20 protein-coding genes, 1 pseudogene and 1 riboswitch are annotated in these 22,605 nt (G+C 45.6%); of the genes and pseudogenes, 2 read left to right on the forward strand and 19 right to left on the reverse strand.

Features of this window, described 5'->3' with window-relative positions; genetic code table 11:
- Positions 1 to 16 precede the first annotated feature (16 nt).
- A complete protein-coding gene (locus tag M3202_RS06620) occupies positions 17 to 1,711 on the reverse strand; it encodes a putative sodium/potassium/calcium exchanger (RefSeq protein ID WP_251222546.1) in 1,695 nt (564 codons plus the stop codon).
- 349 nt (positions 1,712 to 2,060) lie between these two features.
- Here M3202_RS06620 and M3202_RS06625 point away from each other — a divergent pair, with 349 nt between their 5' ends.
- A complete protein-coding gene (locus tag M3202_RS06625) occupies positions 2,061 to 2,819 on the forward strand; it encodes an SIMPL domain-containing protein (protein WP_251222547.1) in 759 nt (252 codons plus the stop codon).
- A 131-nt stretch (positions 2,820 to 2,950) separates the two neighbouring features.
- On the opposite strand, the gene M3202_RS06630 is transcribed toward M3202_RS06625, so the two are convergent.
- From M3202_RS06630 to M3202_RS06670, 9 genes and pseudogenes are all read right to left on the reverse strand, one after another.
- Entirely contained in the window at positions 2,951 to 3,535 is a 585-nt protein-coding gene (locus M3202_RS06630; protein WP_251222548.1) for a hypothetical protein, read from the reverse strand.
- Between the two features lie 296 nt (positions 3,536 to 3,831).
- The gene (locus M3202_RS06635) at positions 3,832 to 4,848 is read right to left on the reverse strand and encodes a FecCD family ABC transporter permease (RefSeq protein ID WP_251222549.1); all 1,017 of its coding nucleotides are present in this window, start codon (positions 4,846 to 4,848) and stop codon (positions 3,832 to 3,834) included.
- Positions 4,845 to 5,846: a FecCD family ABC transporter permease gene (locus tag M3202_RS06640; protein WP_251222550.1), complete on the reverse strand. Its 1,002-nt coding sequence runs from the start codon at positions 5,844 to 5,846 to the stop codon at positions 4,845 to 4,847. The genes M3202_RS06635 and M3202_RS06640 overlap by 4 nt, the downstream gene beginning before the upstream one ends.
- A 165-nt stretch (positions 5,847 to 6,011) precedes the next feature.
- A complete protein-coding gene (locus M3202_RS06645) occupies positions 6,012 to 6,965 on the reverse strand; it encodes an ABC transporter substrate-binding protein (RefSeq protein ID WP_251222551.1) in 954 nt (317 codons plus the stop codon).
- Positions 6,966 to 6,995: 30 nt separating this feature from the next.
- Entirely contained in the window at positions 6,996 to 8,036 is a 1,041-nt protein-coding gene (locus tag M3202_RS06650; RefSeq protein WP_251222552.1) for an NAD(P)/FAD-dependent oxidoreductase, read from the reverse strand.
- 141 nt (positions 8,037 to 8,177) lie between these two features.
- The gene (locus tag M3202_RS06655; RefSeq protein WP_251222553.1) at positions 8,178 to 9,011 is read right to left on the reverse strand and encodes a helix-turn-helix domain-containing protein; all 834 of its coding nucleotides are present in this window, start codon (positions 9,009 to 9,011) and stop codon (positions 8,178 to 8,180) included.
- Positions 9,012 to 9,556: 545 nt separating this feature from the next.
- The gene (locus M3202_RS06660) at positions 9,557 to 10,135 is read right to left on the reverse strand and encodes a hypothetical protein (protein WP_251222554.1); all 579 of its coding nucleotides are present in this window, start codon (positions 10,133 to 10,135) and stop codon (positions 9,557 to 9,559) included.
- Between the two features lie 89 nt (positions 10,136 to 10,224).
- Positions 10,225 to 10,446 (reverse strand): annotated as a pseudogene (locus tag M3202_RS06665) (transposase); the annotation flags it as partial.
- Between the two features lie 234 nt (positions 10,447 to 10,680).
- Entirely contained in the window at positions 10,681 to 11,433 is a 753-nt protein-coding gene (locus M3202_RS06670; RefSeq protein ID WP_251222555.1) for a sulfite exporter TauE/SafE family protein, read from the reverse strand.
- 249 nt (positions 11,434 to 11,682) lie between these two features.
- Between M3202_RS06670 and M3202_RS06675 the strand changes: the two genes are divergently transcribed.
- Entirely contained in the window at positions 11,683 to 13,818 is a 2,136-nt protein-coding gene (locus tag M3202_RS06675; RefSeq protein WP_251222556.1) for an ATP-dependent Clp protease ATP-binding subunit, read from the forward strand.
- Between the two features lie 101 nt (positions 13,819 to 13,919).
- On the opposite strand, the gene M3202_RS06680 is transcribed toward M3202_RS06675, so the two are convergent.
- The 9 genes from M3202_RS06680 to M3202_RS06720 form a co-directional block, all read right to left on the reverse strand.
- The gene (locus tag M3202_RS06680) at positions 13,920 to 15,221 is read right to left on the reverse strand and encodes a protoglobin domain-containing protein (RefSeq protein WP_251222557.1); all 1,302 of its coding nucleotides are present in this window, start codon (positions 15,219 to 15,221) and stop codon (positions 13,920 to 13,922) included.
- Between the two features lie 10 nt (positions 15,222 to 15,231).
- A riboswitch (cyclic di-GMP riboswitch) is annotated at positions 15,232 to 15,316 on the reverse strand.
- A 325-nt stretch (positions 15,317 to 15,641) separates the two neighbouring features.
- Positions 15,642 to 16,208, reverse strand: coding sequence for a nitroreductase family protein (locus tag M3202_RS06685; RefSeq protein WP_251222558.1), 567 nt, complete (start codon positions 16,206 to 16,208; stop codon positions 15,642 to 15,644).
- A complete protein-coding gene (locus tag M3202_RS06690) occupies positions 16,205 to 16,603 on the reverse strand; it encodes a (2Fe-2S) ferredoxin domain-containing protein (protein ID WP_251222559.1) in 399 nt (132 codons plus the stop codon). Before M3202_RS06690 ends, M3202_RS06685 begins: the two co-directional genes overlap by 4 nt.
- Before the next feature lie 46 nt (positions 16,604 to 16,649).
- Complete coding sequence (locus tag M3202_RS06695) at positions 16,650 to 17,489, reverse strand: class I SAM-dependent methyltransferase (RefSeq protein ID WP_251222560.1); 840 nt, start codon at positions 17,487 to 17,489, stop codon at positions 16,650 to 16,652.
- A complete protein-coding gene (locus tag M3202_RS06700; protein WP_251222561.1) occupies positions 17,486 to 18,283 on the reverse strand; it encodes an ABC transporter ATP-binding protein in 798 nt (265 codons plus the stop codon). The genes M3202_RS06695 and M3202_RS06700 overlap by 4 nt, the downstream gene beginning before the upstream one ends.
- On the reverse strand, positions 18,280 to 19,383 hold the full coding sequence (locus M3202_RS06705; RefSeq protein ID WP_251222562.1) for a FecCD family ABC transporter permease: 1,104 nt from the start codon (positions 19,381 to 19,383) through the stop codon (positions 18,280 to 18,282). The genes M3202_RS06700 and M3202_RS06705 overlap by 4 nt, the downstream gene beginning before the upstream one ends.
- Before the next feature lie 11 nt (positions 19,384 to 19,394).
- On the reverse strand, positions 19,395 to 20,360 hold the full coding sequence (locus M3202_RS06710) for an ABC transporter substrate-binding protein (RefSeq protein WP_251222563.1): 966 nt from the start codon (positions 20,358 to 20,360) through the stop codon (positions 19,395 to 19,397).
- Between the two features lie 49 nt (positions 20,361 to 20,409).
- Entirely contained in the window at positions 20,410 to 21,207 is a 798-nt protein-coding gene (gene cobA / locus M3202_RS06715) for a uroporphyrinogen-III C-methyltransferase (protein ID WP_251222564.1), read from the reverse strand.
- Positions 21,204 to 22,604, reverse strand: coding sequence for a cobyrinic acid a,c-diamide synthase CobB (locus tag M3202_RS06720; protein ID WP_251222565.1), 1,401 nt, complete (start codon positions 22,602 to 22,604; stop codon positions 21,204 to 21,206). Before M3202_RS06720 ends, cobA begins: the two co-directional genes overlap by 4 nt.
- Position 22,605: the final 1 nt, after the last annotated feature.

The following is a 22,605-nucleotide window of genomic DNA, read 5'->3' on the forward strand; positions in this document are numbered from 1 at the left end:
AAGCTGTCTTACTCTTTTATTTTAGAAATGAGATAAAGTTGGAATACGCTGTTTTTAGCTCTTGGTAATAATGAACCAATTTATCCAACGTCGTAACAGGCGCTTCCACTTCTTCCTCTGCTTGCTCAGAAGCTTCGTCATCTGCCGGCGCTTCCTCGTTACCTTCCTCTACCGGTGTTTCTGAAGCTTCCTCGTTACCTTCTTCTACCGGCGTTTCTGGCGTTTCCTCAGTTCCTTCCTCTACCGGCGCTTCTGGCGTTTCCTCGTTACCTTCCTCTACCGGCGCTTCTGGCGTTTCTTCACTACCTTCTTCTACCGGCGCTTCTGGGGTTTCTTCGCTACCTTCTTCTACCGGCGCTTCTGGCGTTTCTTCGTTACCTTCCTCTACCGGCGCTTCTGGCGTTTCTTCGTTACCTTCCTCTACCGGCGCTTCTGGCGTTTCTTCGTTACCTTCCTCTACCGGCGTTTCTGGGGTTTCCTCAGTTCCTTCTTCTGTTGGAACTTCAACAGGATCCTCCGTTACTTCTTCTACTGGAACTTCAGGGGCTTCCCCGGTTCCATCTTCTGTTGAACCGTTCTCAGCAAAGAGGTTCTGGATATAAAGCCCTTGGAATTGGATCAGGTCTGCATACCCATTTATGATGGAGCTATAAGTATCATAAATAAGCGTATCAAACTGATCTACTTCCTCTTCTGTCTGCCCATCTTCATCAACCGGCGCTTCTACTTCTTCTTCTGTCTGCCCATCTTCATCGATTGGCGCTTCTATTTCCTCTTCTGTCTGCCCATCTTCATCAACCGGTGCTTCTACTTCCTCTTCCGTTTGCGCATCTTCATCAACTGGCGCTTCTACTTCTTCTTCTGTCTGCGCATCTTCATCAACCGGTACTTCTACTTCTTCTTCTGTCTGCCCATCTTCATCGATTGGCGCTTCTATTTCCTCTTCTGTCTGCCCATCTTCATCGATTGGCGCTTCTACTTCTTCTTCCGTTTGCCCATCTTCATCAACTGGCGCTTCTGCTTCGTCCTCTGTTTGCGCATCTTCATCAACCGGCGCTTCTACTTCCTCTTCTGTCTGCGCATCTTCATCAACCGGTACTTCTACTTCCTCTTCTGTCTGCCCATCTTCATCAACCGGTGCTTCTACTTCCTCTTCCGTTTGCGTATCTTCGTCAATTGGTGCTTCTGCTTCGTCCTCTGTTTGCCCATCTTCATCAACCGGCGCTTCTACTTCCTCTTCTGTCTGCTCATCTTCGTCAATTGGTGCTTCTGCTTCGTCCTCTGTTTGCCCATCTTCATCAACCGGCGCTTCTACTTCCTCTTCCGTCTGCGCATCTTCATCAACCGGCGCTTCTACTTCTTCCTCTGTCTGCCCATCTTCGTCAATTGGCGCTTCTGACTCGTCATCTGTTTGACCGTCTTCGTCATCAGCTTGTCCTTCTTCATTTTTTGGGAATTTATCAATAAGGTGCTTTTTCTCTTTCGCCATTTCTCGAATCAGCTTACCTTTTTCATTTGAACCGTCTATTTCAACTGCTGCTTCCGAGACGAATTGTCCATGATTTTTCGCTTTTGCTTCAAGCTCGTCCGCTGATACCGGGGCACCGGCCGCAGCAAATGTTCCGGCTAGCATCGCTGTTGTCACAAGTAGTGGGAATACCTTTTTCGGTCTCTGATTATTTGACACCTTTTGGTTTGATTTTTTCACCATTTCTATTCCTCCTCAGATCAATTCAATTTATTGTTTTCGGCAAAGCAGCTCTGTCAGGGTACACCTCCTTTTTTCTGATGACAGTTTTTCTAACTGCCTGGTTCATACACTACTCGACAAAAATGACCAATTTATGATCATTCCAAGAAAGGTTTTTGATCTTTTTTAGAATAAATTGATGCAATATTACGAAATTTCCGCCCTTCATAAAGGAGCTGATGCTATAATAAGCAGGAATCCTGTCCGAGGAAGAGACCGACCGGAAAAAATAAATGAGCAACACGTAACTTTCTTTTCACTTCGGACGTTTTATGATAAACATCATTTCTTCATAAAGGAGGCAAATGCATTGATACAAAAGAAAAAAGGCTTACAAATTGGCGGCTTCATCGTTGGCGCCGCAGCACTCGCTCTCGTTGTTTTCAGCTTTTCCTCTGACCAGGCAACAACTGCGGAAGAATTAAGCAATGGACAAACAGGAACAATCGTTGTCAATAGCGTCGGCGAAGTGAAGGTGGAGCCGGATATGGCCTATGTTCATCTTGGGGCGCAGGCGCTTGCTGATTCTGCCGAAAAAGCGCAAAAGCAGGTCGGCGAGCGTATGACGGCGGTTCGTAACGTGTTAAGCGAACATGGAATTCAGGAAGAAGACATTCAAACGGCCCGTTTTAATGTCTATCCGGAGCATCAATATTCACCAAACGGTGAAACGACAAATGAACGCTACCGTGCTCAGCATATTTTACGAATCGAATATCGTGAAATAGCAACGTTAGGCGAGCTGATTGATGCAGCCGCAGCTGCTGGAGCGAACCAAATTGAGCATACCCAATTTGCGCTGGAAAATCCGGAAGCAGCAGAGCATGAAGCGATGAAGCAAGCGATTGAGAAAACAAGAGCAAAAGCAGATGTAATGGCGGAAAGCGTCGGCAAAGCCCGGGGCGAGGTTCTGCAAATCTCCGACCGCGCCGCTCAAGTGCATTTCCCAACGCAGGACTTTTCAGGAGGACGTGAAGAGTCTGCCGATTCAAGCAGTGCTTCTACTATCATTGAAGCCGGAGAAGTGCAAATCACCCAAAGCGTGGACGTCGTCTACCGTTTGCAATAAGAGCGGAGATATCGAATGAGAATGATAAGAGGGGCTGGGAAAAGGTATAAAACAACCTTTTTCCCAGCCCCTAAGCAATGAGTAGAGCCGTCACAGCCTTTTTATGTAGGATGTCATCCAATTGAAGACCATTATTCTTTTTCTTTAAGCTTCAATAAATAATGGGTATATCCCTTTACACTATCCTCTGTTTCGCCGGTGGATATCGTTTCCATCGCAACATAAATATCGTTATTTGTAATATAAAACGCAGGATTGGACAAAACCCCATCTTCTACATACATAATATAATGTTCGATCTCATCAACATCTAATTCTTTTTTAATCTCATCATAATCAAATAGAGAACTCAAGCCCTCAAAATTCTCAAGGTTTTCCCCGCCTACCTCATCATAATATTTATCATCGTAGTCCTTCATGGTGATAAATTCAAAACCTTCTGCTGGGTTTTCTCCAAATGTTCCTGAAGTTTCAGAAAAATAACTCTCTCCTATGGAAAACTCTACATCTGTGAACATTTCTGTTACTGCTTTTACGTCATTTTGATATTCTTTTTCACTTCTATCAGAAGATTTGAGCATATATGCTACTTCATCAAACGTATATTCTCCATAAAAATCAGCTATGTTTAAAGACGTATTATCTGCAGATTGATTAGAAGACCCACACCCCATTAAAAAGAAAATCATGATACTGTGCAAAATAATGTTGTTCATTCTTATCTCCCCCTTCTTTTATACGTAGTATACTATTTTTTCGGTACATGATATACAGTTATTCCAATATATTCATTTAACTTGGTTTTATTTGTATAAGCCATTACCTGCTAATAAGATGACCGTAAAATGGTTAGTAATGCTACATAGGCGCAAACACTCGGACTGATTGCTATGGTGCTCCCACAACATATAAGAATGCCGGGACAGTAATAACTGCTAATATTAAACATAGATAACTGAAAATTGCCCACCAACGATTTTATCACCTTTCGCTTCACGATCTCAGTAAAAATTTATACTTCTTTCGTCTTATACATCAAATATAGGAAGTATGGGGCACCGATAATGGCAACAACTATCCCAGCTGGTATTGTTCCTATTGTCAGAATCACTTGGCCAATTGTATCAGCAATTACAAGTAAAAATGCACCTATCACTAATGCAATAGGTAAAAATAGCTGATGACGTGGTCCGACAAGTGATTTAGCTATGTGTGGTCCCATTAAACCTATAAAACCTATAGAACCAGCTACTGCAACTGTAACTGATGATAAGATTACAGCTGCAATTAATAGAATAACCCTTTCTTTATCAAGCTTGACTCCGAGACTTATTGCCGTTTGATCATTGGTATTCATAATATTTAAGACATTTGATTTTAAAAACAAAAGAGGAATAATGATTAAAATCCATGGCAAAAAAGCGATGACAAATGGCCATTCATCTCCCCAAATATTACCTGCAAGCCAAGTGGCAATAAATTCTGCCTGATCTTCATTGAACTTTCGCATGATTGTAATCGAGCCGCCGCTTAAGGCAGTAGATAATCCGACACCAATCAAAACCATGTTTATAGGACTAATTCCGTTTCCCTTATCATAACTGAACAGGAAAATTAATAATGCAGTTACTATACCGCCTATTGCACTTACAAGCGGCAATACATAAACAAATGTATTTGGATTGGCTTGTCCAAGAATAATTAATACAGCAATGGCAAATCCACTACCTGCATTTATTCCAAGAATTCCTGGTTCAGCTAAAGGATTTTTTGTAATGCTTTGAATGATTGCCCCACTTAAGCTTAAAGCCATACCAGCTAAAAGGGTAATAATCATTCTTGGCATCCTAAAGTTCATTAAAATTAAATTATCCATGAATTCGCCTTGTCCAATGATTGTTTTTAAATATGTATTGATATCCATTTTATATTCACCCGAAGTGATGCTCCAAGTAATTACTAAAAACAGAAGTATTAATGAAATTCCTAATACAATGAACTGTTTTCTTTTTAACCGTGGATCAATCATATCGTTCGTCCCCTTTTTTTAATTAAATATAGAAAATAAGGGACACCTATAAAGGAAATAATTGCACTAACAGGTGATTCGCCCATCAGTCTTGCAACTGTATCAGCAGCCAAAACTAGACTGCCACCCATAACTGCTGTTAAAGGAATAACTTTTTTATAATCCGTTCCAACTAAAAACCTAGCAATATGAGGGACCATTAACCCTACAAAAGCGATTTGTCCTACAATAGCTACAGCAATTCCGGCCAGCAGCATACTAAGAAGCAGGGTGACGAATTGTATTAGCTTCACATTTTGCCCAAGCCCTTTTGCCACTGATTCTCCTAAATTTAAAATCGATAAATGCCTGCTTATTAGAATAAACAGAACGACTACAATAATAACAATTGGAGAACCTATATATATTTGTTTCCAGGTTGTAGCAGAGACTCCTCCAGAACTCCAATAAGTAATGGATTGATTCAACCTAAAAAAGAGAGCCACTGCCTGACTTAATGCACTGAGCAATGCACTAATAGCAGCTCCCGCTAAAATTAAACGGGTGGAGTTAAAGCCACCCCTTTTAGAACGACCAATCATGATCACCATTGTTCCGCCAATCATTGCACCTAAAAAACTAGTGAATATCAATTTCTCGAATGAAACGGAAAGCGAGAAAGCATATGTCAGTGCAATCATAAGTGCAGCACCAGAATTTAAACCAATCAAACCTGGATCAGCCAGACTATTTCTTGTCACACTCTGAATTCCTGCTCCCGAAACTGCAAGTGCTGTGCCTACAAGTAATGCCCCAATGACTCTAGGAATACGTATGTCCACAATTATATTATGATCCACGTTTGTAGAGTCATAATTTAAAATAGCATTAAAAACAGTTTGGATATTTACATCCGCGCTTCCAAGTACGATTGACAACATAAAAATAACGACCATCAAGAGGCAGGCGATAGAAAAAATAAAAATAAAGTTTATGTGACCTTCTTCCTTAAGTCTCATCCCTATTAACTCACTTCTTTATAAATTTATACGAGTGATGATTTTATTACCCTATGCAATAGTCAGTCCACTTCCCGTCAGACGATTCATATCACTTCCCCTTCTTGATCAGTTGTTAGATAAAACCTTTTCATAAAGATTTCTCATGAAAAGGTTATCAGCTCTTTATTTCATTGCATCAAGCTGCTTTTTAATCAATTCTCGTTGATATTCCAATGATATCGGATCATTATAACGTGTTACATCCAAATCCAATTTAATGACTCTGCCGGCTTGGACAGCATCCGCATTTTGCCAAACTTTACTTTCTGTTACGGGTGCCTCTTCAGCTCCGACAGTGGCTAAAACAACGAAATCTCCAATATATTTTGGCAACTCCTCATTGGATAGCTCAACATTAAATTGATCCTTCGTAATTTCAGCAAGTTCCGTGGGTTGTACAAAGCCGTAGCCATCATATAAGATTTCTCCACCACGCCCATAGTCTGTATTAAATGAGACTAGCGCTTTAGAAGTAGATTGAAAAATCGATAGTGTCTTCCCTTCAATTAAATCTGCATACTTCTTAGCATCTTCTGCCATTTTTTCTTCCCACGCATCTAACCATGCTTGAGCCTGTTCTTCTTCGCCGACAAGCTCTCCTAGTAACCTTGTATTATCTTTATATGTACTAATCATGTTGTCAAATGTAACAGTAGGAGCAACCTGTTTGAACTTATTTAAGTTAGGGTCTGTAACTGTAGCAATAATTAAATCCGGCTCCAAATTAATAATGCCTTCTACATCCTCTGGATCAATTCTAGTGATTCCCTCTGTAGCTTCATTTAGTACCTCATCTTGGTCAACATAATAAGATACACCTATAGGATCATGACCAAACTGAATTAATGCTCCGACATATGCAGGATGAAGAACTACAATTCTTTTCGGCTCTATGGGTACCTCTACCTTATCACCGCTATCTGTCGTAAAAATTTTTGTTTCATTAGAATCAGACGGCTCCTCATTGCTTACCACTTCATTAGCGTCTCCCTTATCAGATACACTTTCACTATTACACGCCGCTAGAAAAGTTAAAAATAATACACTTAATGCTATTACTAATAAATTTCTTCTCATAGTTTTTTCTCCCCGCCTTACATTAAATGTTCATCGATATAAATACTTTTTATTCTTTTCATCTAGAATATTATTGTGTGATGATACTTGTGCAACTTTATGAGCATCTGGTTCAATATATAATTTTGCAGAATTAACGGCGTTTGCTGCATCCTGATACGCACCGGCTATCAACTGTAATTTGCCATCATACAAGACACAATCACCAGCACCATAAATACCTGGTATAGTCGTGTGTCCTGCAGAATTACCATTAATGTATAGGTGCTCCGTTAATTCCAACCCTAGTGGTTTACTGTTAAGGAGAGGGTTGTTTTTATGATAACCATGGTTTACTAGCACTGCATCAACTTTCACATTAAATATTTCTTGATTCTTGTTATTATAAAGTACTACTTCATTTATTTTATTTATACCAATTAACTCGTGAATCTGCGTGTTAAAAAGAATTTTTACACCATTATTTATCAGTTTGGTTTTCGTTGCTTCCAAACCTTTCAAATCATCCCCGCGATAAACGAGGGTGATATCTTTTGCTATCGGCGCTAAATCGTTTCCCCAGTCAATCGATGTTGGGCTACCACCAGATATTAGCAATGACTTTCCCCTAAAGTCGTTAACATCGAATACTTCGTAGTATAGATTCTCCTCCTCAAATTTGGTTGCTTTCGGTACTTCAAGCTTCATCGGCTTAATTATGCCTCCCGATCCAGTTGCAATAACAACCGTTTTAGTATGATGAATAACCCCTTTTGTCGTCATAACTAGAAAGGTACCGTCATTCTTCTTTTCTATAGTCGTTACAACTTGTTCTAATACTACCGTTGGGCTAAATGAAAGTCCTTGTTCAATAGATTGATTAATTAATTCCCTTCCAGTCAAAGGTGTTTGTCCCCCTACATCCCAAACCATTTTCTGAGGATAGACATGAACTTTACCACCAAGCCTATTATCAGCTTCTATAATCTTAGTTTTCATCTCACGTAAACCTGCATAAAATGACGCAAATAACCCTGCAGGTCCTCCACCAATAATTGTAATATCATATAATTTGGAATTTTCACTCAACATTTACTAGCACATCCTTATCCATTATCTTTAATTATCCTCTCTCTCACCTAGTATTTGATAGGCAATGTGAGAATGATTATCAATTATAATTGTATCAGCACTATTTCTTTTTTGAATATCATTTTCATGAAAATCTATGGATTATTCATGAAAAATGATATTCACATACGCTTTTGGAGATATACCAAAATGTTTTTTAAAACGTCGGCTAAAATATAATTGATCAGTAAATCCAACCATTTCAGCGACTTCTTTTACTTTGTACCTTACATCCTTAGAACTTAATAATTCTTTGGCCTTATTTAAACGGTAATGATTCAAGTACTCTCCAGGCGGCATCGATAAATATTTTTGAAATAAGTATGCAATTTGGTTTACATTTATTTGATGCCTTTCTGCTAAAATCGAAACACTTAACGCTTTTTCATAGTTCTCATGAATATCATCTAAAATTCGTTCAAGTATTTGTTTGTTATCACTTCGCCCGAAATTCTCCATAGTAGACACCATTAAATTTAACGTATTAAACCAAATTTCTTGTATACGAAGGCTATAATAAGAAGCGGGACTTTGCCAATAATGAACTAACTTATTTAAATTATCAATTATACGCATGTGTTCTATAGATGATATTTGAAAATGTTTAGTAGATAAATCATCTTCTGCATCGTCTTTTATTTTTAACGATTTATAAAGAACAAGAACATACACCCAATCCTCATCCCCTACAACTTCACGGTCATTTCTCATATAAGGACCAGCGTGTATAATACTACCGGGCTTTACATTATAAGTTGTTTCATTAAAGTGAAAAATAGCTTCCCCTCGAACCGGAAAGATAAATCCTGAATACTCCGAATTCCTCCATCCTCTAGACTTTACTTTCGGTTTATGAACAACTTTCATAATACTTTCAATACGCATATAATATTTTGAAAAGTATTGCAATAACATTTCCGCTGTTCTAATCTCCATTTTTATCACACCTTCCTTTATTCATTTAAATGCTGGTTTCACTAACATCCTGTTTAGTATACTATTATAAATGATAATGAGAATTATTATCAAATATACAGGTACTTTATACAAACAAACAGGAATTTAATAGTGTCTTCTTGTATTGATCGATTTTAAATAAAAGAAAGACAGGTTCCCCTGTCCAAACATTAGTAAATCATATTAACTTTTCTAGCTATTCTTTCTTACTAACAATTTCCTGCGTTTCGTTTGATTTACCATTACTTGTGATACGTTTCCCTCGATTAATCTCAAACAACTTATACTCAAATATAAACCTTAACTCAATGTCTAGCTTGTTTATTGCGCAGGATTTAGCCTACGATTACCCCCTAACCTGTCCGTTGATGACATAAGGATTATTAAACAACTTATTTCTGCCCAGTTGAGCATAGTGAAAGTGTTCACCTGAACGACTGCACTAAGCGTTCACATAGTAGATGAAATAGACGTAGACCCGCCCAGAGATGTTTGGGTGTTTCCCTTCTCTCCAATCCCCTGCTCTATTTAGTGAAAAACGTTCCCGTCAGCTTATCGATTAATTCTTTTTCCACAAGAAAATCGCGGATAGAAATTGCTGCGAAATACGAGGAGAAATCGAAATCAGCCAGTAAACAATCGTCATAAAGCAAACTGATCGTCAATTCCTTCTGCGGCGTGATGCCTTTTTCCAGTAGCCATTCTGCTACCTGCGTGTAAATCGTCTGTCCCTGTTCAGAAATTGAACTTTCCACAGCAAATTGCCCGGCCAGGCTTTGCCACCAGACGTTAAAGGAGTGATAAATATCCTCATATTCTTTTAACGTCCTCTCGCATTGAGCGAACAAGCGCTGATAAAATAAGCTTTTCTCTCTGAAAATTTCCAGGTCATTTATTGGATTTTCAGAAATCCGCCTTGCTACTTCACTCCACACCTCTCGATACCGCATTTCAAAGTCTTCTTGAAATTCACCTCTTGATGGCAGGTAGGGAAATTTCCATTCATCCTTATTTTGTTGGCGATTTAGAAAGATATTTTGGATATACACTAAAAAATTCAACGTATAACTGGCTTCTATTTTCATTAGCAACGTATTTTCCATATAAGCTCCCCTCTCCTTAAATTATTGCTGCAAATAGAGTTAATTCTACTTCTTTCTCAAAGAAAAAAATCCTGCTGGAACAGGATTTTTCAGACCGTAGACAAAACTTGTCTCTTTTGGGTTAGTGACACTGGAGGATATGTGTTTCTCCAGTGCCAGTCGATAATTTTTTTAGGTCCATGGCAGCAAAAACAAGCATCGCCTGCATCGAATTTTTTTCCAACCCTTTCAGGTTTGTCAAACGCACCCCATGCTTTTGTTTCTGCAAAGACACGTGCAATCGTTGCTTTCCGTCTTACATAGATCTCTCTCTTTACGGTCAAGCAACCCCCTTTTTTCCCCTTAGGCAAAGCGGACGGGATGGGAGGGCCGACTCCTGCAGGAGGAGAGGGCAGGTTGAAATCCACCGGCTGGGCCGGTTAGTTCAACGCCCTCCTGCGGAAAGCGTGCCCCCATCCCGGGAGCGGGTTCGAAGCTCTGGATCGTGACAAATCCTTCTACCAAAAAATCCTGCTGTAACAGGATTTTTCTCAGTGTATTAAATGTCACCACGGCAGCAAAAGCCGGATGCCGCCGATGCCTGCCAGAACCATGATGATCAGGTTGAAATTTTTCTGCGGGATATAGGGCAGTACTTTGATGCCGATCAACGCACCGAGCAGAATGATCGGAATAAACCATAAATAAAAGAGAAACGTTTCTCCAGTAATTAAATCGAGATTCACGTACAGCGGCACTTTAATCAAATTAACCGCTAAAAAGAACCACGCGCCAGTGCCGATAAAGACGTTCTTCGGCAAAGCGAGCGCCAATAAAAAAATAGCCATCACGGGCCCGGCTGCGTTTCCTATCATTGTTGTAAAACCGGCCAAAGTTCCCATTACGCCGATAAACAGCTTCGACTGCGGTATATTCGTTAGCCATTTCGCCCCAGCTTTTGCCCGGTATATTTGCAAACTAACCATACTAATGATAATAAGTCCTAAAATAATTTCAATCGGTCTGCTTACGGTGACAAAAAATAATAGCACGTAGCCGGCGGCCAGACCTCCGAGAACCCAAGGCAGCATTCGCAGCAACGTTTTCCAGTGGACCGTATGACGATAATAGGCGACCGCAATCAAATCAGCGGTAATCAACATCGGCAGACTGATTCCAATTGAATCGCGCGCCGGAAAAATCGAAGCCATTGTCGCGACAACGAGAATCGTTAACGCCGGCAGGCCCGTTTTGGCAATCCCAATAAAGATGGCACAGATGCCGACAAGGACAATCTGAAACCAGCTCAACTCTAACATACAACTCTCCCTCTCCTTCTCTCCTCTTCACAACCTCTACCAGTATACCACTACATTATTCATGAGACTCGCTAAACATGTCGAAAACATGACTCTAGCAGTCGATTTTCGCCTGAATTTGCTCTTTTCTTTTTCGTTTTCTCTTTATTTCGTAAAAATTTGAGCAACCCACTTGAAAGTCAAAAAAGGTCAAAGTATAATATAGTCAAAGATAGTCAAAGTCAAACTAATTCAAGGAGGGTCTATCAGATGAAATGTCAACATTGCAACCAACATGAGGCAACCGTAAATGTGAGATTTCAATTGAATCAAGATGTTCACCAGCTCCTTTTATGCCATACATGCTATCAATCGTTACAAGCCGGCTCAAAGATTCCTTCCGGATTTGGAAGCGGGTTTTCGCCAATGTCGTTTGATGAATTGTTTAAGCAATTCGGCGGAGCGCACCCAACCGGAAATGAAGGAGTTGCGGCTGTTCAGCAAGGAGGACGCGGCGGTGGCGGCTTTTTGGATCAATATGGCCGTAATCTGACACAAGCGGCAAAAGCCGGCCTGCTCGATCCGGTAGTCGGCCGCGATGATGAGGTCGCGCGCGTGATTGAAATTTTAAATCGCCGCAACAAAAATAACCCGGTGTTAATCGGCGAACCAGGCGTCGGAAAAACAGCGATTATCGAAGGCTTGGCGTTAAACATTCATGAAGGGACCGTCCCATCCAAGCTTAAGAACAAAGAGGTTTATTTGCTTGATGTCGCTTCGCTCGTCGCCAACACGGGCATTCGCGGTCAATTTGAAGAGCGGATGCAGCAGCTGATTGCTGAGCTGCAAAGCCGCAAAAACATTATTTTATTTATCGATGAAATTCATTTACTTGTCGGCGCCGGCTCAGCGGAAGGTTCAATGGATGCCGGAAACATTCTCAAGCCGGCTCTCGCCCGCGGTGAGCTGCAAGTCGTCGGAGCGACAACGTTAAAAGAATACCGCGCAATCGAAAAAGATGCCGCGCTGGAACGCCGCTTCCAGCCCGTTAAGGTTGACGAACCGACAACAGAGCAAGCCATTGAGATTTTACAAGGATTAAAGGAAAAATACGAAGCTTATCATAACGTTCAGTATACGGATGACGCCTTGGCAGCCTGCGTCAATCTGTCAGACCGCTACATTCAGGATCGCTTTTTGCCAGATAAAGCAATTGACCTGCTGGATGAAGCAGGCTCAAAGAAAAATTTAGAAGCTGGTGTGACAAGCAGCGATGAAATTGAAAAGCGGTTGGCCGAACTGGAGCATGAAAAGAAAAAAGCGCTTCAGGACGAAAATTATGAAGCAGCCGCCAAGCTGCGTGACGAGGAGGCCGCGCTTGAAGCCCGTCTTCAGTCAAAAGAAGATGTGAAAGCAACGATTGAGGTTGCGGATATTGAAGCGATCATCGCCAAGAAAACCGGTATTCCGGTCGGAAAATTGCAGGCCGATGACTCGGCAAAGCTTAAGCATTTAGCGGAAAACCTCAGCAAAAAGGTCATTGGGCAAAAGGAAGCTGTCGAAAAAGTCGCCAAGGCGATCCGCCGTTCCCGGGCAGGGCTGAAAGCAAAGCACCGGCCGATCGGTTCCTTCCTTTTTGTCGGACCTACCGGCGTCGGGAAAACAGAGCTGACAAAGTCATTGGCGGAAGAATTGTTCGGCTCGAAGGAGGCGCTTGTCCGGCTTGATATGAGTGAGTATATGGAAAAGCACGCCGTCTCGAAATTAATCGGCTCCCCTCCTGGCTATGTCGGCCATGAAGAAGCCGGGCAATTAACCGAGAAAGTGCGCCGCAATCCGTATTCCATCATTCTTCTCGACGAAATTGAAAAGGCGCATCCCGATGTCCAGCATATGTTTTTGCAAATTTTGGAGGATGGCCGCCTGACAGACAGCCAGGGACGCACGGTCAGCTTCAAGGATACCGTCATTATTATGACAAGCAATGCCGGGATCACGGACAAAAAAATCACCGTCGGCTTCGGCGCGACCGATGCCGTCAAGCAAACTTCCGTGCTTGATTCGCTCTCCGCTTACTTCAAGCCGGAATTCTTAAATCGCTTTGACGCGATCATTGAATTCAATCATCTGAACAAAGAAGAGCTTGTCCAGATTGTTGATCTGATGCTGAATGAACTTCAGCAAAGCCTTGCTGAACAGCAGATTTCCTTATCCGTTTCAACCGAAGCGAAGGAAAAGCTGGTCGAGCTCGGCTACCACCAGGCGTTCGGCGCACGTCCACTGAGACGCGCGATTCAGGACCAGCTCGAAGACAGAATCACCGACCTCGTGCTCGAAGAAGAGACGATTCACGCTATTGATGTAACCGTGAAAGATGGAGAGATTTATGTAGCCGCTGCTACGTAAGCTGTAGCAGCTGTTTCTCTCCTTTTTGGCAAAACAAGTAGAGGCAGACTCAAAAGGAATTTTTCCGATTGCGTCTGCCTTTTTTGCTGCCGGGGAGCGCTTTACGCCTCCGCCACGGCCCCGTTAAGATCCTCGGCTGAGGTCGCGACCTCAAAGCTTGCTTTTTCAATTTCCATGACGGCCATCATCAGCTCTTCCATCTTCTCCTTCACATTGCCAAGAGTCCGGCCGCTTTGATCGATCGAGCGCACGATGTCCTGATACATTTCCTGCATATTTTCGGATGCGTTCAATCCTGTCGAGACAGCTCCTTCCACTTGCTGCAAGGAATCAATTACTAGTCCAGTCAATTGGTTGGAGTTCTCGATTAATGTTTGAATTTGTCCGATGGAATTTTTCGTCTGCTCGGCCAGTTTTCTCACTTCGTCGGCCACAACGGCGAAGCCTTTACCATGTTCGCCGGCACGGGCCGCTTCGATTGCCGAATTTAGCGCCAGCAAATTGGTTTGGTCGGCAATTCCTTTCACGAGTGTAATGACATTCGTAATTTCTGTCGTCGAGGAACTAAGCTGGCCGATCGCTTTATTCATATCCTCCGTGTATTTTTCAATTGAACGAATCTTTTCAAACATCGCCCGGAGTGTATTCTCTCCCTCCACGCTCTTTGATGTAGCTGTCATAAATGTTGCATTGCTTTCACCGGTTTTGTCATTAATCGCCGCCAGGTTCGTAGTTAGCACTTTGGTTGCGGCCTGTGTTTCTTCAGCTAGAGCGACCAGGCCTTCACTGACGATTAAAATTTTGTTGCGCAAGTCTTTTTTCCCTTCGTCGTAGCGCCCGTGAATTTTGGCCACCGTCTCCTTCTCATACGCTTCCAATACGATTTGCTGTTCAAAGCTTAGCAGCTTGTTCATAGCTGAGATGATCGTATAACGCTCCGTTTCGATCTCCACTTCTTTGCTAATGAGAGAAAATAGCGCCTGCTGTAAATTTTGGAACGCGCCCATGTACCAGGCCGGCTGTAACCCGATCCGATAGTGGATTTGAGCGACTCGTACTCTCTTTTCAAGAAAGGCTTGATCGATTCGGCAATGAAACAATTCTATCAAATGCAGTTGCAACGTTTTTTCCAGTTTGGCAACCTCTGTATGCTGCTCAATCATCTCTCTTAATTCATTTGTTTGCAGCATTTTTTCGTAAAACGTCTTTACTAACCTCCCGCTATGCTGCTCGATTAACGGCTTTACTTGTTTTATCGCTTTTAAATCCTCCTCTGTTAATTGAATCATCGCCAGCTTGTCCTGCATGCTTTCATCTTCGATCTCAATAAGGACATCAACTTGATGATTATTGAGCCACCTTTTTGGCTTGTTGTTTCTTTTCCTGCTTCCAAACAAATTCACTTTTCTCTCTCCTTCGTTTGGCCGGTTGCGCTACTCACTCCAACTCTCCCAAAGCGCCCATTTCCAGAAGAATCTTCATTGCTCCCAAGTTATTTGTCTCAAGTATAAACGAAAAGAAAAAAGAAGATAACTCATTTTGTAAAATTCAGATTTATCCTGATTAGCACTGTGAAAACGGTTGAAATAGCGATGAAAGGAAACAAAATGCTCTGCTTGTCTGTTTAGATCATTTCGTAATTTAAGTCGCTTGAGTTGAGGGCAAAAAACGCCAATTCTTCAACTCGGCTTCGGTGGCTTACGTGAAGAGCAGATTACAGAGGAGGTTTTGAAGCTTTATGATGCCTGTTTTTTTATAAACCAGATAAATTTAGTTAAGGAAGTACCTGCTCGTTGACCGATTGTCACCCTTTTTCATTTTCCCTACAGCCACACCGTCTTTTCCTGATACGGCGTTCGTTTCTTCTCCGTCGCCGCTTCGGTTTCGCCTTCTGCCGGGTAGCCTAAGAAAATCGTTCCAACGACCTTTTTGTTCGCCGGCGCGCCGATGAAGTCATGAATCCGCTGATCATGGACGAGGCCGACGCCGCGTGTGCGCCAGACAAAGCCGAGGCCGAGCTCCCGGGCGGCGAGCCACATCGAAAAAATCGCGCAGCAAACCGCGTATTCGTTGTCCTTCGTATCCGCTTCGTTTTCTGTGATGTCGGCAGTGGCAATGATGATCACCGGGGTTGTTTTGACGACTTTAAGTGAGCTTTCAATTAGCGTCAGCTTAGTTGGAAAACGCTCCTGCAAATAGCCGTCAGCGAGCTGTTCGTATTTTTTCTTTGCTTCACCCTGGATGACGTAAAAGCTCCATGGCTCGCGCAGCCGGTCATTCGGCGCCCAGGTCGCGGCTTCAAGCAGCTGTTCGATTTTCTCTCGTTCCACTTCTCTGTTCGCGTAATTGCGAATCGCCTTGCGCGCTTTTAACAGCTCAAACCCATTCATGCTTGCTTCTCTCCTTTTTCTTTATCCTTCCCTTTGGCAATCCCTCTAAAGCGCTCCGTCGTAAAAGCGGGCGTCATTTTTTCTTCTTCAAAACGATAGATTAATGAACCCTCCAGGCGAATCGACGGGTCAAGATGGCGCTGAATGATTGCGCGCCCGACTTCCGCCGAAGATGCGGCGTACCAGCTTCCTTCCGGATAGACGATCAGCACACACGCATCCTTGCAGCGGCCGTTACATCTTGTTCGGGTCGTATGAATCTTCTCGTCAAGACCGAGGCGGCTGATTTCATCGCGGACTGCCTGGGTGACCTCCTCGCCGCCATGCTTCATGCATGTCGAGCCGTTGCAAATCAAAACATGCTTCTCCGTCCCCGTTAAATTCCATGTTGTCATCGTGTAACTCCTCCTTGTTTTTGAAAGCTGCGCGCGACAGAAACTGTTATTTTCTCGTTAGCGGCACCGGCTCCCAATCAATCAGGGCGCCGTAAAATTGATGCTCGTATAGGAAAACGCCGTCCTTCTTGCGGACATACGGCGCGAGTGACTGCCTGATTACATCTTCATCCACATCCGCAGCGAGCAGACGGCTGCTGTTATCTTTGAGTAACGCTTCCTCACTCGCGAATCTGTATGTTTTTGTCAGCGGCACTATGTTGCAGCTGGCGTAAATGCCCATTTCATATAACAGATGAACGAGATGAATATAATCGCGGCGCGGATACTTCAGCTGATAGCCGTAAGCGGCTTGCAGATCTAAATAATGCGGACGCATCGGCGCAGTCGTCATGCCGATGATCGCCCGTTTTTTAGCATGGGCGTTCATGCGTTCAAGCGCGCGGCGGATTTCCTTGATCCGGTAAAAGCAATTGACGCCGATAATCACATCATGCGACTCCGGCTGATAGTCCTCCCATTTCGCCTGAACATAGGTAAGCGGCAGCTGCTTCTCCTGATTAAGCCGCTGTAAAAATTGCAGGCAGCTTTTCGAGCTGTCGACACAGGTCAAAGCCGCTGCTTTTTCGGCCAAAGCAAATGTGTAATTGCCCCAGCCCGGACCGATTTCAAGCACCGTATCCCCTTCTTCGATATAGGTCAGCAACGCTTTCGTCATTTCCTTCGCATACTCGTCAACATGCTCGCCACGCCGCTTTTTTTCGAGGTGGCGGCGCCAAAATTGCTCCTCTTCCTCGTCATCTTCGATTCGTTTTGGCAGCCTGCCGTTTTCATCCTTCATTCCGTCAAGCCAAAGCTGTTCCAGCTCGGAGATCGTCTGCTTCACCGGCTCACCTCCGCTACAGCGGCTACCGAGCGGGCAGGTAAATAGGTGATGTGGACGCTGTTCGTTTTCGGATGAATGATCACGTCGGTTTCCACCTGAAATACGCGGCGCAAAAGCTGCTCGGTCAGCACCTCAGCCGGCGTGCCGGAAGCGACGATTTCACCGTTATCGACGACATAAATCCGGTCGCAGTAGGCCGCGGCGATGTTCAAATCATGCAGAGCGGCGATGATGGTAACGCCAAGCTCGCGCGCGATTTCCATTACCTGCAGCTGATGATGAATGTCCAGATGGTTCGTCGGCTCGTCGAGAACGAGAATTTGCGCCTGCTGAGCGATCGCGCGGGCGATCATCACACGCTGCTTTTCACCGCCTGATAGCGTGATAAAGCTGCGCTCACGGTCCTCCCAGAGGCCGACCTGCTCCAGCGCCCGCTTTACAACGCGGCGATCATCGTCACTATCCGCCTCAAACCACTTTTTATGCGGAGAGCGTCCCATCAGCACCATTTCCTCGACAGAAAAATCAAATTGGGCCGCTCCCTCCTGACTGACGACCGCCATATACTTCGCTGCTTCCTTCGCCGAGCAGGCCGCCCAGTCAATCCGGTCGACGTAAATTTCTCCCGCATCATATGGCAGGGCACGGTAAATGGATTTCAGCAGCGTTGACTTGCCACTCCCATTCGGGCCGATGATGCCAATACATTCACCTGAGCCAACGTCAAGAGACATGTCCTGAATAATCGGACGCTTTTGAATCGTAGTTGTTACGTTCTGAACGGCAATTTTCATTTTCCTTCCCCTCCAAATGAGTACTTGCTTTTCCTCAGCAGCCAAATAAAAAAGGGACCTCCGCATAAGGCGGTGACGATGCCGATCGGCAGCTCCTGGGGCGCGACGACGAGGCGGGCGAATACATCGGCCCAAATAACGAAAATCGCCCCGGCAAGTGCACTGATCGGCAGGACTCGGCGATGATCCGAGCCAACGGTCAGCCGGACTAAATGAGGAATCATCAGGCCGACAAAGCCGATCGCCCCGCTCACCGCGACGACGACGCCCGTCAGCAACGCCGTGATAACGATCATCCATTTGCGAAACCTGTCCATATCAACACCTAGCGTGCCGGCTGTTTCTTCTCCTAATAAAAGCAGATTCAGCGGCCGGAACTGGACGAGCAAGCAAATCAGCCCGAGCGTGACGGCGATCACCGGAATAACCAGATGATCCCACCGTGCCCCGGCAAGGCTGCCCATCATCCAGAACATCGCATCGCGAATCCCGCGCTCATTCGGACTTGAGATGACGATAAAGCTCGTGATCGCTGATAAAATCATCGAGACGACGACGCCGGCAAGCAAAAGCCGGGTCGTTGTCAGCCGTCCGGCGACATGGGCGAGCATATAGACGAGCAGCAGCGAGAATAGCGCGCCGAGAAACGCCGCTGTCGAAAGAGCATACTGACCGAACAGACCGAAGGCGCCAAACAGAATGACGAGCGTCGCCCCGACGGAAGCTCCTGACGAGATCCCCAAAATATACGGATCAGCGAGCGAGTTGCGAACCAGCGCCTGAATGACGACTCCGACGACGGCGAGCCCCGCGCCGACGACGATGCCAAGCAGCACGCGTGGAAAGCGGATATCCCAAATAATCCGCTCCTGCGCCAATGTCCAGTCCCCCTGGAAAGAGACCGGCAGCAGCGTCAGCTGATTCAGCGCGATTTTCCAGACGGTAAGCGGATGAATCGGCACCGGGCCGAGCATGACACCGAGCGTGACGGAGACGAATAACAGCAGAAACAGAATGAGAATGGCAGCCACAAGCGGAAAAGGCTTGCTCTTCGTTGGCCCTTCTTTGCTTTGAAACCGATTTTTCTCCTTACTCACCATACCTCTCCTATCTATTCGTTGTCATAAAATCCTTCCACAAGTGTTTCCAGGGCGAGCGCGATCCGCACCCCTTCCGCCGCCGTACTTAACGGCATGACGACGAAATGCTGATTTTGAACGGCAGTCGTATTGGCGAGCATCGGGTTTTCAAGCAGAAAATCAATCTTCTCCTCAGCTGATGTCGTGCCGTAATCCATGATGACGATGATTTCCGGGTCACGCTCAACCACTTCCTCCCAGCTGACGTCCGGCCAGTGCTGCTCAAGCTCAGAAAAAATGTTCTCCCCGCCGGCGACGGTGATCAGCTCATTCAAAAAGTTCTGTCCAGCTGTTTTCGGCGTCGTGTCGCCGCTGTCAAACACAAATACCCGCGCCGCTTCGTCAACCTCCGGAATGTCAGCCGTCAATTCAGCAATCCGTCCGTCGGTTTCAGCAATAAACTGTTCAGCTCGATCCTCCACTTGGAAAATCTCGGCGACATGGCGAATATCCGTGTAAATATCCTCGAGCGTTGGCGCCGTCTTCATTGACGATTCGTGCAAATACGGAATAATGCCATATTCAATCAGCTCCTCCTGTGTCCCAAGACTGTCCTCGCGAAACGCGCTCGGCCAGCCGGCATAAGCGAAGTCAGGCTCGACCGCGAGAAACACCTCCTTCGATGGATAGGTGTCGGATAACACCTCGACCTGTTCATACGCCTCTTTGTACTCCGGCAGGATTTCATCATCCAAATAAGCGGTACCGACCATCCGGTCTTCAAGACCGAGGGCGAGCATCACTTCGGTGACATGCTGATTCAGGCTGACCGCCCGCTGTGGCGATTCGCTCACTTCAAGCGTCATACCGTTATTTTCAATTTCAATGACTTGTCCGCTCTCCTCTTCGGAAGCGGCCGGCTCTCCTTGATTACAGCCGGCGAGCAGCAAAACGAGACTAATGAGCACCCCGCTGTACCTCACGATATTCAACTTCATTTCTTTCTCCCCTTATGAAAATTATTATGAAAATCGTAATCATTACGTTTTATTTTACTTCATTTTTTGTTGATTGCAACTCTTTTTTTACAAAGTCATCCGCTGTAAACCAAGATAACGTTGGATAAAGTGAGGCTACCTCGCCGACGATAATGATCGACGGATTGCGGACGTCCGCCTGTCTGGCTTCTGTGACAAGCTGATTAAGCGGAGCGGCAATCACCCTCTGGTCGGCAAGCGTCCCCCATTCAATGATCGCCGCTGGCGAATCCGGGCTGCGCCCATACTCAATCAGCCTGTCAACGATGTCCGGCAAGTTTTTCACTCCCATATAAAAGATGACCGTATCAATTCCGGTCGCAAGCGCCTGCCACCGTTCGGCCGACAGCTCCCCCCGCGCCGTATGACCGGTGACACAGGCAAATGACTGACCGAGTTCGCGATGCGTAACCGGAATTCCGGCATATAACGGTACGGCAAGCCCGGCGGTAATGCCCGGAACGATTTCATATGGAATGCCGTGTCTGCGGCAATGCTCCGCTTCTTCACCAACGCGGCCAAACACGCCCGGATCGCCGCCCTTTAAGCGGACGACGACCTTTCCAGCCCGCGCATAGGCGAGAATCAGTTCATTCAGCTCCTCCTGCCTGAGCGTATGATGATCGGGCAGCTTCCCGCAGTAGATTTTTTCACTGTCTTCCTTCGCATGCCGAAGCAGCTCCGGATTGGCAAGCCGGTCGTAGATCAGCACGTCAGCTTCCCGAATACATTCCAGGCCGCGGACGGTGATCAGCTTCGGATCACCCGGCCCTGCTCCGACAAAATAGACGATTCCAGCCTTGTTCATGATCCCATTTCCTCCCCTGCCTTTTGGCGGCGTTTCTGATAGACGGCGCACGCTTCCACCCAATTTGGCGCAAGCTGCGGCGCCGAAGCAAAATGAAGATGGGTATAGCCGGCAACGAGCTGCTTCATCTGATAGCCTTCCTGCTTGCTGCCGCGGAGACCGTTCGTTTCATAAGCCGCCTTTTGCGGTCCGGAAAACGCAGCTGTCGAATAATGAAATTCATGGCCGCGTATGTGTTCGCCCCGCTTCAGCAGAAAGCAGTCTTCGAGCAAAGTCGCCTCACGATAGCCGAGCGCGGCGAGTCGCGCTTGCATGCGCACCTCCATCGGAATCAGCCCAACCATCGGAAATGTCTCTCCCGCTGTCGTCGTCAGACTTTCTCCTAAATACATATAGCCGCCGCATTCGGCAAGCGTCGGCATCCCGCTGCTAACGGCTTCTCTGATCGCCTGCTTCAGTCCCGTATGACCGGCAAGCTCCTTTGCAAATTCTTCTGGAAAGCCGCCGCCGAGATAAAGCCCATCACAGTTTTCCGGCAACGATTCAAGCTTCAGCGGGCTGAAAAAGACAAGCTCGGCCCCGGCCTGACGCAGCAGGGTGAAGTTTTCCTCGTAATAAAAATTAAACGCCGAATCATAGGCGACTGCGATTTTGACGCGGGGCTGCGGCATCGCCTGCTGAAAAAAATCCGTTTGTCGTTCGAGTAGCGGAGCCGCTTCGGCCTGCTGCTTCAAGAGTGACAAATCGACCTGAGCGCTGATCACATCGGCCAGCCTCGTAAACAGCTGATCATGCTCGCCGCGCTCCAACGCGGGTATGAGACCGAGATGACGTTCGGGAATCGCCGGAACATCGCCTTTTTTCAAGTAGCCGGCGACCGGAATGCCGCATTCTTGCTCGATCGCCTCCTTGCACATGTCGGCATGGCGGGCACTGCCTGCCTGATTGAGAATGACCGCCGTAATGGTAACCTCTTGATTGAGCGCCTGATAGCCTTTCACAATCGCCGCGGCGCTGCGAGCCATGCTGCTAATGTTGACGACGAGCACGACCGGCGTTTTCAGCAAAATGCTAATGTCGGCACTGCTTCCTTCATCGCTCAGCGTTGACTTTCCATCATACAGCCCCATGACCCCTTCAATCAGCGAAAGATCCGCTCCGCGGCTGCCTTCAAGGAAAATATCGGACACGAGCGGACGCGAAAGCATCCAGCTGTCCAGATTGCGGGAAATCCGCTTCGTCAACGCCGTATGATAGCTTGGGTCAATATAATCAGGACCGCATTTAAAGCCCTGAACGGTCAGCCCCTGGCGCTGAAATGCCGCCATCAGACCGAGTGTAATCGTCGTTTTTCCTACGCCGCTGTTCGTTCCGGCAATCAGTAAACGTGGCTGCATC

It is taken from the genome of Halalkalibacter oceani (assembly GCF_023715605.1).
In the GTDB taxonomy this organism is placed as follows: Bacteria; Bacillota; Bacilli; order Bacillales; family Bacillaceae_D; genus Halalkalibacter; species Halalkalibacter oceani.

Excerpts from the sequence above, each read along its gene's own strand:
- M3202_RS06620 (WP_251222546.1), bottom strand. The coding sequence starts at position 1,711 with ATGGTGAAAAAATCAAACCAAAAGGTGTCAAATAATCAGAGACCGAAA.
- M3202_RS06630 (WP_251222548.1), bottom strand. The coding sequence starts at position 3,535 with ATGAACAACATTATTTTGCACAGTATCATGATTTTCTTTTTAATGGGG.
- M3202_RS06635 (WP_251222549.1), bottom strand. The coding sequence starts at position 4,848 with ATGATTGATCCACGGTTAAAAAGAAAACAGTTCATTGTATTAGGAATT.
- M3202_RS06640 (WP_251222550.1), bottom strand. The coding sequence starts at position 5,846 with ATGAGACTTAAGGAAGAAGGTCACATAAACTTTATTTTTATTTTTTCT.
- M3202_RS06645 (WP_251222551.1), bottom strand. The coding sequence starts at position 6,965 with ATGAGAAGAAATTTATTAGTAATAGCATTAAGTGTATTATTTTTAACT.
- M3202_RS06650 (WP_251222552.1), bottom strand. The coding sequence starts at position 8,036 with ATGTTGAGTGAAAATTCCAAATTATATGATATTACAATTATTGGTGGA.
- M3202_RS06655 (WP_251222553.1), bottom strand. The coding sequence starts at position 9,011 with ATGGAGATTAGAACAGCGGAAATGTTATTGCAATACTTTTCAAAATAT.
- M3202_RS06660 (WP_251222554.1), bottom strand. The coding sequence starts at position 10,135 with ATGGAAAATACGTTGCTAATGAAAATAGAAGCCAGTTATACGTTGAAT.
- M3202_RS06670 (WP_251222555.1), bottom strand. The coding sequence starts at position 11,433 with ATGTTAGAGTTGAGCTGGTTTCAGATTGTCCTTGTCGGCATCTGTGCC.
- M3202_RS06675 (WP_251222556.1), top strand. The coding sequence starts at position 11,683 with ATGAAATGTCAACATTGCAACCAACATGAGGCAACCGTAAATGTGAGA.
- M3202_RS06685 (WP_251222558.1), bottom strand. The coding sequence starts at position 16,208 with ATGAATGGGTTTGAGCTGTTAAAAGCGCGCAAGGCGATTCGCAATTAC.
- M3202_RS06690 (WP_251222559.1), bottom strand. The coding sequence starts at position 16,603 with ATGACAACATGGAATTTAACGGGGACGGAGAAGCATGTTTTGATTTGC.
- M3202_RS06700 (WP_251222561.1), bottom strand. The coding sequence starts at position 18,283 with ATGAAAATTGCCGTTCAGAACGTAACAACTACGATTCAAAAGCGTCCG.
- M3202_RS06705 (WP_251222562.1), bottom strand. The coding sequence starts at position 19,383 with ATGGTGAGTAAGGAGAAAAATCGGTTTCAAAGCAAAGAAGGGCCAACG.
- M3202_RS06710 (WP_251222563.1), bottom strand. The coding sequence starts at position 20,360 with ATGAAGTTGAATATCGTGAGGTACAGCGGGGTGCTCATTAGTCTCGTT.
- cobA (WP_251222564.1), bottom strand. The coding sequence starts at position 21,207 with ATGAACAAGGCTGGAATCGTCTATTTTGTCGGAGCAGGGCCGGGTGAT.
- M3202_RS06720 (WP_251222565.1), bottom strand. The coding sequence starts at position 22,604 with ATGCAGCCACGTTTACTGATTGCCGGAACGAACAGCGGCGTAGGAAAA.